General features: G+C 62.8%; 10 protein-coding genes and 3 tRNA genes. 11 read left to right on the forward strand and 2 right to left on the reverse strand.

The genetic code is table 11. From position 1 onward, the window contains the following. Positions 1-53: 53 nt before the first annotated feature. The 11 genes from rnd (at position 54) to mgtE (ending at position 10,000) form a co-directional block, all read left to right on the forward strand. Positions 54-1,178, forward strand: coding sequence for a ribonuclease D (gene rnd, locus HW090_RS14565; protein WP_179114195.1), 1,125 nt, complete (start codon positions 54-56; stop codon positions 1,176-1,178). After that, positions 1,175-1,468 carry a YcgL domain-containing protein gene (locus tag HW090_RS14570; protein ID WP_179114196.1) on the forward strand — a complete coding sequence of 98 codons (294 nt, stop codon included), beginning with the start codon at positions 1,175-1,177 and terminating at the stop codon, positions 1,466-1,468. The genes rnd and HW090_RS14570 overlap by 4 nt, the downstream gene beginning before the upstream one ends. Positions 1,469-1,598: 130 nt before the next feature. After that, positions 1,599-2,048, forward strand: coding sequence for a YcgN family cysteine cluster protein (locus HW090_RS14575; RefSeq protein ID WP_179114197.1), 450 nt, complete (start codon positions 1,599-1,601; stop codon positions 2,046-2,048). A 24-nt stretch (positions 2,049-2,072) separates the two neighbouring features. Next, positions 2,073-3,299, forward strand: a complete 1,227-nt coding sequence (locus tag HW090_RS14580) for a hypothetical protein (RefSeq protein WP_179114198.1) — start codon at positions 2,073-2,075, stop codon at positions 3,297-3,299. A gap of 143 nt (positions 3,300-3,442) precedes the next feature. Beyond that, on the forward strand, positions 3,443-6,067 hold the full coding sequence (alaS, locus tag HW090_RS14585) for an alanine--tRNA ligase (RefSeq protein ID WP_179114199.1): 2,625 nt from the start codon (positions 3,443-3,445) through the stop codon (positions 6,065-6,067). 94 nt (positions 6,068-6,161) lie between these two features. Further along, on the forward strand, positions 6,162-7,397 hold the full coding sequence (locus tag HW090_RS14590) for an aspartate kinase (RefSeq protein WP_179114200.1): 1,236 nt from the start codon (positions 6,162-6,164) through the stop codon (positions 7,395-7,397). Between the two features lie 175 nt (positions 7,398-7,572). Then, positions 7,573-7,758 carry a carbon storage regulator CsrA gene (gene csrA, locus HW090_RS14595; RefSeq protein WP_069899380.1) on the forward strand — a complete coding sequence of 62 codons (186 nt, stop codon included), beginning with the start codon at positions 7,573-7,575 and terminating at the stop codon, positions 7,756-7,758. Positions 7,759-7,820: 62 nt separating this feature from the next. Next, positions 7,821-7,911: transfer RNA gene (locus HW090_RS14600), tRNA-Ser, on the forward strand. Positions 7,912-8,006: 95 nt separating this feature from the next. Continuing rightward, positions 8,007-8,083 (forward strand) — tRNA-Arg (locus tag HW090_RS14605). 70 nt (positions 8,084-8,153) lie between these two features. Then, positions 8,154-8,230 (forward strand) — tRNA-Arg (locus HW090_RS14610). 327 nt (positions 8,231-8,557) lie between these two features. Further along, on the forward strand, positions 8,558-10,000 hold the full coding sequence (mgtE, locus tag HW090_RS14615) for a magnesium transporter (protein WP_179114201.1): 1,443 nt from the start codon (positions 8,558-8,560) through the stop codon (positions 9,998-10,000). Between the two features lie 166 nt (positions 10,001-10,166). Here the strand turns inward: mgtE and HW090_RS14620 are convergent, their stop codons facing one another. Together HW090_RS14620 and HW090_RS14625 are read right to left on the reverse strand one after the other, a co-directional pair. After that, complete coding sequence (locus HW090_RS14620) at positions 10,167-10,754, reverse strand: biliverdin-producing heme oxygenase (RefSeq protein ID WP_179114202.1); 588 nt, start codon at positions 10,752-10,754, stop codon at positions 10,167-10,169. A 113-nt stretch (positions 10,755-10,867) separates the two neighbouring features. Further along, positions 10,868-13,015 carry an HlyD family efflux transporter periplasmic adaptor subunit gene (locus HW090_RS14625; protein WP_179114203.1) on the reverse strand — a complete coding sequence of 716 codons (2,148 nt, stop codon included), beginning with the start codon at positions 13,013-13,015 and terminating at the stop codon, positions 10,868-10,870. Positions 13,016-13,052: the final 37 nt, after the last annotated feature.

Raw genomic sequence — 13,052 nt, forward strand, 5'->3', positions numbered from 1 at the left:
GCCTTTCGGCCTGGTGTGACATGGGCTTCGAACGGGAACTCAAGGAGTCACCTTTGTCCCAGGAAATCCAATGGGTGCTCGACGACGAGCAACTTGCCCGGCTTTGCGAACGCTGGAGCCAGCAGCCTTATGTGGCGCTGGATACCGAGTTCATGCGGGTCGATACCTTTTATCCGATCGCCGGCCTGTTGCAGGTCTGCGATGGCCATGAAGTCTGGCTGATCGATCCGCTGTCGATCTCGGACTGGCGTGCGTTCGCCGCGCTGCTGGAGCATCCCGGCGTGGTCAAGGTGCTGCATGCCGGCAGCGAGGACCTGGAGGTCTTCCTGCACCTTGCCGGTGCCCTGCCGGTGCCGCTGTTCGATACGCAAGTGGCGGCGGGCTACCTGAATATCGGTTTCTCCATGGGTTATTCGCGCCTGGTCCACCAGGTGCTGGATATCGAGCTGCCCAAGGGCGAGACGCGTTCCGACTGGTTGCAGCGCCCGCTCAGTGATACCCAGGTGCGCTATGCCGCCGAGGACGTGCAGTACCTGGCCGAGCTTTACCTGGCCTTGAGCGCCCGTCTGTCTGCCGACAAGTTGGCCTGGATACTGGATGACGGTGCAGAACAGGTCAGCCAACTTCGCCGTGTGGTCGATCCGCGAGAGGTCTACCGCGACATCAAGCAGGCCTGGCGCTTGCGGCCGCAGCAACTGGCCGTCATGCGTGAGCTGGCGGCCTGGCGTGAGCGTGAGGCCCGTGAGCGCGATGTGCCGCGCAACCGCGTCGTGCGCGAGAACAGCCTGTGGCCGCTGGCGCGTACCCAGCCGCAGGACCTGGTCAGCCTGGCGCGTATCGAGGACATGCACCCGCGCACCGTGCGCCAGGATGGCGAGACCCTGCTGGAGATCATCCGCCAGTCGGCCTCGCTTCCCGAGCAGGACTGGCCTGCAGCCCTGCCCGAACCGCTGCCGCTGGAGGTGTCGAGCCTGCTCAAGAAGCTGCGCGTGGTCGGCCAGCGTGAGGCGGAGCGCCTGGAGATCGTGCCCGAGCTGATGTTGCGCAAGAAGGTGCTCGAAGCCCTGCTCAAGACCGGCTACCCCAACGGTCCCTACCATTTGCCCGACTCCCTGCGCGGCTGGCGTCGCGAACTGATGGGACAGGCCCTGCTGGATATTCTGGAGCGTCAGCCATGAAACGTATCTGCTCGATCTACAAGAGTCGGCGCAAGAACGAGATGTACCTGTATGTATTGAAGCAGGATGCCCTGGCACGTGTGCCTGAGGCCTTGCTGGCGGCGTTCGGCGCGCCCATCCATGCGTTCGATATGGTCCTGAGCCCCGAGCGCCAACTGGCCCGGGAAGATATCGCTCAGGTGCTGGCCAACCTCGACCAGCAGGGCTATCACCTGCAGATGCCGCCGCCCGAGGACGACTATATCCAGCACCTGCCGGAAGAGCTGCTGACGCGCAACGACCCGGTCTGACGGCTGGCCGGTACGGCGGCGGGTTTCTGCCGCTTTCCGTTCGTCCTGTTCGGCCATGCCTGGCGCTTGAAGCGCGGTGCGGCAGACCCTAGACTTGCCGGCCTTTTACCCTGTGTGACTGCCCGCTTTCATGGCTGCCAAAGTCGAACCCTTCTGGATACGCAAGACGCTCTCCCAGCTCGATCGTGACGAGTGGGAGTCGCTGTGCGATGGCTGCGGCCTGTGCTGCCTGCAGAAACTGGAAGACGAGGAAGATGGCGCCGTCTACTACACCCGCGTGGCCTGCAAGCTGCTGGACCTGCAGACCTGCCAGTGCAGTGACTATCCCGCCCGACGCGCGAGCGTGCCTGATTGCATCCAGCTGACCGCCGCCGATGCGGTGGATTTCAAATGGTTGCCGCCAACCTGCGGTTATCGGCTGGTGGCCGAAGGCAAGGACCTGCCGCTATGGCATCACCTGGTCTGCGGTGACCGGCAGGCGGTACATGACGAGCGCATTTCCCAGGCGGGTCGCATGATTGCCGAAGACAGTGTGGATGAGGATGATTGGGAGCAATACCTGATTTTCCGTGCTGGTTGATCCGTTCCCTTGAGGAGTTCCGTCATGCCCGTTCGTTTGCTGCCGCTGCTCGTTGTGCCGCTCCTGTCCCTCGGCAGCATGACCGCTGTCGCTGCGCCCAAATCCGACCTGGATTATCAGGTCAGCCTTCTGCCCGAGGATGGGCAGGCGCTGGTACGCGTGATCCTGGAGAAGGGCGAGGTCATCCGCTCTTTCGACTTCAACCTGGGCGACGACGGTCGCTACAGCGATTTCCAGGCCGATGGTGAATGGAGCGAGGCGCAGCCAGGTCGTGGCGTCTGGCGTCCGGCCAGTGGCAAGGCAGTGCTCAGCTATCGGGTACGCTTGAGCAGTGTCCGCGACAATGGCCGTTACGATGCCCGCATGACGGATGACTGGGCGCTGTTTCGTGGTGATGACCTGATCCCGTCCGCCAGGCTCGACGAGCGAGAGGGCACCCGGCTGACCGCCCGCCTGGCCTTCGAGCTGCCGGACGGCTGGAAAAGCGTCGAGACCGGCTGGCCGCGCATCGGCAAGAACCGCTTCCGTATCGACAACCCCGAGCGCCTGTTCGACCGGCCCACCGGCTGGATGGTGGCCGGCAAGCTGGGTACGCGCCGCACTCGCCTGGGGGAAACCGATGTCAGCGTTTCCGCACCGGTGGGCGAGGGCGTGCGACGCATGGATATCCTGACCCTGCTCACCTTCGTCTGGCCGCAGGTGCAGCAGGTGTTCCCGCGTGACCCGGCCAAGCTGCTGGTGGTCGGCGCTGGCGATCCGATGTGGCGTGGCGGCCTTTCCGGGCCCAATTCGCTGTTCATGCACGCCGACCGTCCGCTGGTCAGCGAAAACGGCACCAGTTCGCTGGTGCATGAGTTGGTGCATGTCTTCAGTCGCATCCGTGCCCGTGACCGAAGTGACTGGATCACCGAAGGCATCGCCGAGTATTACGCCATCGAACTGATGCGTCGTGCCGGCGGCATGAGCGAAGAACGCTATCAGGCCGTGCGGGCGCATCTGATCAAATGGAGCAAAAGTGTCGACAGTCTGCGCACTGACCGTGCCAGCGGGCCGGTGACCGCCAGGGCCGTTCTGCTGCTCCAGGACCTGGACAAAGAGATCCGCCAGCGCAGCAAGAGCCGGCACTCGCTGGATGATGTCAGCCGTGGCCTGATGCGCCTGGACAAAGTCAGTACCGAGGATTTTGTCGACATTACCGAGACCCTGCTCGGCGCCGGTTCGAAAGTGCTCGACAGCAAGTTATTGCGCTGACCGGGCAATTGGTCATTTTCTATATACCCGGCGGATAACGCCGATATAATGCGGCCCTTTGCCGGCTATTAGTCGCTCGCTGCAACAGGGTTTCGATGCCATTCCCTGTGCGGTCGCCGGGCCGTCGTTTCCTGGAAGAATCTATGAAAAGCGCTGAAATCCGTGAAGCCTTCCTCCGCTTCTTCGAAGCGAAGGGGCATACCCGCGTCGCCTCCAGTTCGCTGATCCCGGCGAACGATCCGACCCTGCTGTTCACCAACGCAGGGATGAACCAGTTCAAGGACTGCTTCCTCGGCCTGGAAAAGCGCGCCTATACCCGTGCCACCACCAGCCAGAAGTGCGTGCGTGCCGGCGGCAAGCACAACGACCTGGAGAACGTCGGCTACACCGCGCGCCACCATACCTTCTTCGAGATGCTCGGTAACTTCAGCTTCGGCGACTACTTCAAGCGCGATGCCATCACTTTCGCCTGGGAGTTCCTGACCAGCGAGCAGTGGCTGAACCTGCCGCAGGAAAAACTCTGGGTCACCGTCTACGCCAGCGATGACGAGGCCTACGACATCTGGAACAAGGACGTCGGCGTGCCGGCCGAGCGACTGATCCGCATCGGTGACAACAAAGGTGCGCCGTACGCATCGGACAACTTCTGGGCCATGGGCGATACCGGCCCTTGCGGTCCCTGCACGGAAATCTTCTTCGACCACGGCGCGCATATCTGGGGAGGCCCGCCCGGCTCGCCGGAGGAAGACGGCGATCGCTACATCGAGATCTGGAACAACGTCTTCATGCAGTTCAACCGTACTGCTGACGGCGTGCTGCACCCGCTGCCGGCGCCGAGCGTGGACACCGGCATGGGGTTGGAGCGCATCAGCGCGGTGTTGCAGCACGTCAACTCGAACTACGAGATCGACCTGTTCCAGAGCCTGCTGAATGCCGCCGCCGATGCCATCGGTTGCGCCAACGAAGGCCAGGCTTCGCTGAAGGTGGTGGCCGACCATATCCGTTCCTGCGGCTTCCTGATCGCCGATGGCGTCACGCCGTCCAACGAAGGGCGTGGCTATGTGCTGCGGCGCATCATTCGCCGGGCCAGCCGGCACGGTAACAAGCTGGGCGCCAAGGGCACTTTCTTCCATCGTATCGTCGCCGCGCTGGTGGCCGAGATGGGCGATGCCTTTCCCGAACTCAAGCAACAGCAGGCGCATATCGAGCGCGTGTTGAAGAACGAGGAAGAGCAGTTCGCCAAGACCCTGGAGCAAGGGCTGAAAATCCTCGAACAGGATCTGGCCGGCCTGCAAGGCAAGGTGATTCCTGGTGACGTAGTGTTCAAGCTCTATGACACCTACGGCTTCCCGGTCGACCTGACCGGCGATATTGCCCGCGAGCGCGGCCTGAGCCTCGACGAGGACGGCTTCGAACGCGAGATGCAGGCCCAGCGCGAGCGTGCTCGTTCGGCCAGCGCCTTTGGTATGGACTACAACAGCCTGGTCAAGGTCGAGGGCGAAACCCGCTTTACCGGTTATGCCGTGACCCGCGACCAGGGCCGTGTGCTGGCGCTGTTCCGCGACGGCGTGGCGGTCGAACGCCTGCAGGCTGGCGAGGCGGGCGTGGTGGTGCTCGACCGGACACCGTTCTATGCCGAGTCTGGTGGTCAGGTCGGCGACAGCGGCTATCTGCAGGTTGGCGATGCCCGCTTTGACGTGCAGGACACCAACAAGGCGGGCGCGGCGTTCCTGCACCATGGCGTGCTGGCTGCTGGCAGCCTGGCCGTGGGCGAGCAGGTCGATGCCGTGGTGGATGCCTCGGTGCGCCAGGCCACGGCCCTGAACCACTCGGCGACCCACCTGTTGCATGCGGCGCTGCGGGAAATCCTTGGCGAGCATGTCAGCCAGAAAGGCTCGTTGGTGGACAGCCAGCGCCTGCGTTTCGATTTCAGCCACTTCGAAGCCATCACTCCCGCTCAGTTGAAGGCGCTGGAGGATCGCGTCAACGCTGAGATCCGCCGCAACACGCCCGTGGAAACCGAAGAGACCGACATCGAGACCGCCAAGCGCAAGGGCGCCATGGCCCTGTTCGGCGAAAAGTACGGCGACCGGGTCCGTGTCCTGACCATGGGCGCAGGCTTTTCGGTTGAACTGTGTGGCGGTACCCATGCTGCCCGCACGGGCGATATCGGCGTGTTCAAGATCACCAGCGAAGGCGGCGTCGCGGCAGGCGTCCGTCGGTTGGAAGCGGTTACCGGTGCTGGCGCCCTGGCCTACCTGAACGGTGCCGAGGAGCAGCTCAAGGACGCCGCCACCCTGGTCAAGGGCAGCCGCGACAACCTGCTGGAGAAGCTCGGCGGCCTGCTGGAGCGCAATCGCCAGTTGGAAAAGGAACTGGAACAGTTGAAGGCCAAGGCCACCAGTGCCACGGGCGATGACCTGGTGGGTTCCGCCGTGGACGTGAAAGGCGTCAAGGTGCTGGCCGCGCGCCTGGATGGTCTGGATGGCAAGGCCTTGCTGGCCCTGGTCGACCAATTGAAGAACAAGCTGGGCAGCGCGTTGATACTGCTGGGCAGCGAGCTGGACGGCAAGGTGGTACTGGTCGCTGGTGTGACCCAGGACCTGACTGCCAAGCTCAAGGCGGGCGACCTGATGAAGCAGGCCGCTGCGGGTGTCGGCGGTAAAGGCGGCGGTCGTCCCGACATGGCCCAGGGTGGCGGCACTGAGCCGTCCCGGCTGGACGAGACCCTGGCCCAGGCCGTGGCTTTCGTCGAACAGCGCGTCTGAGTGCTTCGGCAAGGGGCCGAATGGCCCTTGTGCCGCTGACGCAGCGAATGCAGGAATTCACTGGATGCCCTTCGGGGCGGTGTAGGCGATAAGAATGGCATTGATCGTACAGAAGTTCGGTGGCACCTCGGTCGGCACGGTCGAGCGCATCCAGCAGGTGGCCGAGAAGGTCCAGCGTTTCCGCGAGCGCGGCGATGACATTGTGGTGGTGGTCTCGGCCATGAGCGGGGAAACCAACCGCCTGATCGACCTGGCCCGGCAAATCAGCCAACAACCGGTGCCGCGCGAACTGGACGTGATGGTTTCCACCGGCGAGCAGGTGACCATCGCGCTGTTGGCCATGGCCCTGATCGAGCGTGGCGTGCCCGCCATTTCCTACACGGGCAGCCAGGCCGGTATCGTCACCGACAGCGTGCACACCAAGGCACGCATCCTCAGCATCGACGCACAGAAGATTCGCGACGAGCTCTCGGCGGGGCGCGTGGTGGTGGTCGCCGGGTTCCAGGGCGTGGACGAGCAGGGCAACATCTCCACCTTGGGCCGTGGTGGTTCCGATACCACCGGCGTCGCCCTGGCCGCTGCGCTGAAGGCGGACGAGTGCCAGATCTACACCGACGTGGACGGCGTCTACACCACCGATCCGCGTGTGGTCGCCAAGGCGCGTCGCCTCGACCGCATCACCTTCGAGGAAATGCTGGAGATGGCCAGCCTGGGCTCCAAGGTGTTGCAGATTCGCGCCGTCGAGTTCGCCGGCAAATACAGCGTGCCGTTGCGTGTCTTGCACAGTTTCCAGGAGGGGCCCGGTACCCTCATCACCCTTGACGAAGAGGAACCCATGGAACAGCCCATTATCTCCGGCATCGCTTTCAACCGTGACGAAGCCAAGCTGACCATTCGCGGCGTTCCGGACACTCCCGGCGTGGCGTTCAGGATTCTCGGCCCCATCAGCGCCGCGAACGTCGAGGTGGACATGATCGTGCAGAACGTCGCGCACGATAACACCACGGACTTCACCTTCACCGTGCACCGCAATGACTACAACAATGCCCTGCAAGTGCTGCAGAAGGCGGCGGGTGAGCTCAAGGCGCGTGAAGTCGTTGGCGACACGGAGATCGCCAAGGTATCCATTGTAGGGGTTGGCATGCGCTCCCACGCGGGCGTCGCCAGCTGCATGTTCGAGGCGCTGGCCAGGGAAAACATCAATATTCAGATGATCTCGACCTCCGAGATCAAGGTGTCGGTGGTGATCGAGGAGAAATACCTCGAGCTTGCAGTGCGTGCGCTGCATACCGCCTTCGAACTGGATGCTCCGGCCAGTAAGGGGGAGTGAGCAGAGCAGGAAAGGCGCATTGCGCCTTCCGTCGTTTGGGGTGGAGCGAAGGGAACTTTGAGCGCGCACTGGCAGGTCACATACCTTGTGAGAGTGCCAGGCTTGGGTTCACGGAGTACCGTCCGTTTTATCTTGCAGACTATTTTCTGACTGAATCCGTTTTAAGGAGAAAGGAATGCTGATTCTGACTCGCCGGGTCGGGGAGACCTTGATGGTGGGTGACGAGGTGACCGTCACTGTGCTGGGTGTGAAGGGTAATCAGGTACGCATTGGCGTGAACGCGCCAAAAGAGGTTGCCGTACACCGTGAGGAGATTTACCAGCGCATCCAGAAAGAAAAGGATGACGAACCAAGCCATTAATTTTTATCCGATTTTTGGCTTTGCAAACGGGGTAAAGGCAGGTATGATGCGCCCCGTGTTGCGGAGAGGTGGCCGAGTGGCCGAAGGCGCTCCCCTGCTAAGGGAGTACACCTCAAAAGGGTGTCGGGGGTTCGAATCCCCCCTTCTCCGCCATATAAAGCAATATAGAAAAACGTTAGCAAGTCGTTGTAAATGAACGAAAAAACTTGATAACGAAGATTTTGAATCTATAATGCGCAACGCTTCGCGGACTCATAGCTCAGCTGGATAGAGTACTCGGCTACGAACCGAGCGGTCGGAGGTTCGAATCCTCCTGAGTCCGCCATCTCTCGATGGCAATCACTGTAAAGTGGTTGAAATCAGAACCAGTGGTGATCTGGTATAAAAACACTCATGGACTCATAGCTCAGCTGGATAGAGTACTCGGCTACGAACCGAGCGGTCGGAGGTTCGAATCCTCCTGAGTCCGCCATATTGAAAAGGCCTGCAACGATGCAGGCCTTTTTCATTTCCGCCGCCTGGAACCATCAGGCTCGCCCCAGATAAAACCGCCAGTGAGTGACTTTCTGTAACCTGGCGCTGTCCATACTAGGCAGCAGCATCCGCAAGCGCTTGTATTGCCTGTATTTCGCTGCGGCAGTGTCAGTTGTCAGTGTTATAATCGCGCGGTCCGCCCCACAGGGCATTCGGAATCTTTCCCATGGACTTACCCAGTAGTCGTTCAATTTTCTCTTGTGCCAATCAGGCTGTAATCGATTGATTGCCCCGGCGTGCTCCTCCGCTGGGGGTGGAGTGCGTCATGAATGAAGTAGAAACCAAAAAGCCGCAAGAAAGCCTGCAGGACCGCCTGGCCCAGGTGGTCGAACTGTTGCAGCGGCACCGGCTTGTCGAAGACCTGGCGCATCGCCAGGAAGGCCAGAACAAGGATCTGGTCGAAGGTCTGGTGCATCGCCAGAACCTGAACGAGCTGCAACGCAAGCTCGATGAGCTGCACCCTGCCGACGTCGCCCATATTCTCGAAGCGTTGCCCCTCGACGACCGCCTGACGGTCTGGCAACTGGTCAAGGCCGAGCGCGATGGCGACATCCTGCTCGAAGTCTCCGATTCCGTTCGTGAAACCCTGATCGCCGACATGGATGATCAGGAACTGCTCGCCGCCGCCAAGGAGATGGACGCCGACGAACTGGCCGACCTGGCGCCCGAGCTGCCCCGGGACGTCGTCCACGAGTTGATGGAGAGCCTGGACGCCCAGCAACGCGAGCGTGTTCGCTCCGCGCTGTCCTACGAGGAAGACCAGATTGGCGCCCTGATGGACTTCGAGATGGTCACCATCCGCGAAGACGTCAGCCTGGAAGTGGTCCTGCGCTACCTGCGCCGCCTGAAGGAGCTGCCGGGGCATACCGACAAGCTGTTCGTGGTGGACTACGACGGCATCCTCAAGGGTGTCCTGCCGATTAAGCGCTTGCTGGTCAACGACCCGGACAAGCAGGTGGCCGAGGTCATGGCGGATGACCCGGTGACCTTCCACCCCGACGAGGACGCCTACGAGGCGGCCCAGGCCTTCGAGCGTTACGACCTGATTTCCTCGCCGGTGGTGGACAAGAGCGGCAAGCTGATCGGCCGCCTGACCATCGACGAGATGGTCGACCTGATCCGCGAGGAGAGCGAGAGCGAAGTGCTCAATATGGCGGGTCTGCGCGAGGAAGAGGACATCTTCGCCTCGGTCTGGAAATCCGTGCGTAACCGCTGGTCCTGGCTCGCAGTCAACCTGGTGACGGCCTTTATCGCGTCGCGGGTGATCGGCCTGTTCGATGGCTCCATCGAGAAGCTGGTGGCGCTGGCGGCGCTGATGCCGATCGTCGCCGGTATCGGCGGTAACTCGGGCAACCAGACCATCACCATGATCGTGCGGGCGATGGCGCTGGATCAGGTCAGTACCGGCAATACCATGCGCCTGTTGCGCAAGGAACTGGGTGTGGGGTTGCTCAATGGCCTGGTCTGGGGCGGGGTGATCGGTGCGGTGGCCTATTGGCTGTATGACAGCTGGTCACTGGGCCTGGTGATGACGGCCGCGATGACCCTGAACCTGCTACTGGCCGCCTTGATGGGGGTGTTGATCCCGATGACGCTGGCGCGCATGGGGCGCGATCCTGCGATGGGTGCCAGCGTGATGATCACCGCGATGACCGACAGCGGCGGCTTTTTCATCTTCCTTGGCTTGGCGACCATCTTCCTGCTGTAGCGGTCGCCACCACGATCACTGGCGGTGCCAAAAAGAAGAGGCCCATGGAATCCATGGGCCTCTTTTCATTTCGGGGTCTTCCCCGCACCCTCGTATGGGTAGGATGGGTCGAGCGTAGCGACACCCATCGAACGCATTCCCTGGGTATCGCTGCGCTCAACCCAGGCTACGGGAATATCTCGCGCAGGGCCTGCTTGTAGAACGCGAAGGCATCGACAGCACCCTGGACCGCTTGCTGGCGCTGTTCTTCGGTCAGTTCCAGACCGTCGAGCAGGGCTACGAACTGACGCCAGTGCAGGCCGCGTCCATCCGGGTGGGCCGCCAGATGACGGGCACCGCGTTCGCCATCCAGGCCGATCTGTTGGGTTTCCTTGTAGAGGAAGGCTGCGCCGAGGTTGGAGCCTTCGCTGCAATACAGCCAGCCTAGGGCCGCATAGGGCGTGGCAGGCGTGATGGCAGCAGGGGTGCTCGGCACGTCGTGGCCGATGTCACGCAGGTCCTGCTCTACCGCTTCGAAACGTGGCAGTTCGTTCAGGCCAGGCAGCAGGGCGTTGAGTTCGGCATCCTGATACAGGGCATTGATGCTGCCGTGGAAGCGGTGTTGCAGGCGCAGGAAGTAGCCATAGCGCTCCAGGCTTTCGAAGGGGCGCGAACCCATCACCAGGTTATCGACACTGTCGTGGTCGCTGGTGGTGCCGGATTTCAGGCGTTTTGTCAGCGGGAGTTCGGGCGCGTTCTTGACGATGGCATTCATCGGGTGGTGTCCTGAATGATGAAAACGATGGTGAAGATGATGGTCAGACCTCGCTCATCGAACAATGTCGGGACCGTTAAGAATGCTTAACGAATGGGTGGCAAGGCAGCCTGCTAGAACGCCGATTCGCGGATCAGCAGCGCCAGTACCCGCTGGCCGGCCTGCAGCAGCGGGCTGCGTGCCTCGCCTTCTATGCTGGCGGTGCCGCGCAAGGCCTGTGGCGGTGCCGGTTGTTCGTCCAGTGGACGCAGCAGGACACGGTAGAGTGCCTGCTCGGGAACCGGAACCCGCTCGTTGTCCAACTGGGTGGCAATGCCGCCCTGGTAGACCGAGGCCAGTTCCGGCGCCGAGGTGAGTTTGCGCACGGCGGTCTGGCCGATGGCTTCGAGTACCAGGCGCCGACGTGGCCGGCCTGGGTCTTCGGGGATGAACCAGGCTTCTGCGCCTGCCAGCAGGCGCTCCCTGTCACTTTCGCCGACGAAGGCCTCGACCAGTTCGCTGGCATGGCCCGTCACGGTCCCCAGCCATTCGCCCGCCGGCAGCCATTCCCCGGGTTCCAGGGGCTGGGCCAGGTCGGCGAGCGTGCCATCGAACGGTGCGCGCACCTGCAACTGTACGATCCGCTCGCCGACCGCCGCACGGCGACTGAGGGCCACGCGCAATTCTTCCCGTGCCACGGCCTGGCGCGAGCTGTCGTCGCTGCCGCGAACCTGAAAACTGCCCTGCTTGCGCAGCAGGTCGATCTCACGCTCCAGGCTGGCCAGCTCATGGGTCAGGTCGGGGGAGTGCAGATCGAACAGCAACTGCCCCGCATGAACGTGTTGACCGGCCCCGGCCTCGATACTCGTCAGGCGTGCACCAGCGGGTGCCAGCAGGATCGCCTGCTGCTCCGCACGCAGCAGCGCCGGGGCTTCGATACGGCTGCGCCAGGGCAGGACGGCCAGCAGCAGTGCGCCGGCGAGCAGGCCGAAGGTGATCAGGGTGTTGCGGTTCATACGGTAATCCTTGCGGCGGGAGTGCCAGTGACGCAGTTCGTTCCAGATCGGCCTGAGGATGAAGTGGACGATCTCCACCGCGAACAGGAACAGGCCGAGCAGCTTGAAGGCGAAGTGGTAGACCAGCAATGCGATGCCGAGGAACAGGAAGAAACGGTAGATCCAGGTGGCGAAGGCATAGCCCAGCATGACCCGGTGGCGCCAGGGCTCGAAGTACTCCGGGCGTTCGTCACCGAAGCCGAACAGGGTTTCGCGCATGTGCCAGCGCGCCAGTTCGAAGGCACGCTCCTGCAGGTTGGGCACGTCGATCAGGTCGGAGAACAGGAAGTAGCCATCGAAGCGCATCAGCGGGTTGAGGTTGACCGCCAGGGTGAGAATCCAGGTGGTGCTGGCGAGCATGAAGGCGGCGCTGCGCAGCATGCCGTCGGGCAGGAAACTCCAGGCCAGGGTCGCCCAGGCGGCCAGGCAGAGCTCCACCCCCATGCCCGCAGCGCCGATGGCCAGGCGCTGGCGTCGCCGCGTCAGCCTCCAGGCACCGCTGGCGTCGGTGTAGAGCACCGGCCACAGCACCAGAAAGGCCACGCCCATGGTCGGTACGCGACAGCCATAGCGTTTGCAGGTGTAGGCGTGGCCGAACTCGTGCAGCACCTTGGTCAGGCTCAGGGTGATCGCCGCCAGTGCCGCACCTTCCAGGCTGAAAAAGTGCAGGAAGGTGTGCACGAAGCTGTCCCACTGGCGTGCCGCCAGGAACAACCCGAGCAAGGCCGCGCACAGCGTGGCCAGGGCGAAGCCGCGACTGAACAGCGGCGCTACGCGCGGGTAGGTGCGCGACAGGAAGGCATCCGGGCGTAACAGGGGAATGCGGATCGACAAGTAGTTGCTCAGCAGCCAACTGCCCCAGCCGCTCTTCTTGCCTGCCGTGGAGCGTCGTCTCAGGTCGGCCAGCGCCGCGTCGCCACTGACTTCGATCAACTGCATGTTGCTCAGGAAGGTCACGAAGCCCGACACATCTTCGCTGTCCAGCTCCAGCGTGGTCTCCTGGCTGATCGCCTGCGCCACCGCTGCCGGGGTGCCCAGTTCCCAGCGGGCGAGGATCTCCGCTTCGGCCCAGCCTATGCGGTAGAAGCGGCCACGGGCGCTGTCTTCCAGCGTCCAGCTCGGCGAGCCATCGTGTGCCTGTGGCCCCGGGTGCAGGCGCAGGGTCTGGCGCAGTGCCGGGAGCGGTTGTTGCCGGGGTTGGCCGGGCAGGTCGGCGGCGAAGGTCATGACTGGCGTTGCCCGATAACGAGATGGTGCGCGCGGC

Source organism: Pseudomonas sp. ABC1 (genome assembly GCF_013395055.1).
Lineage (GTDB): Bacteria > Pseudomonadota > Gammaproteobacteria > Pseudomonadales > Pseudomonadaceae > Stutzerimonas.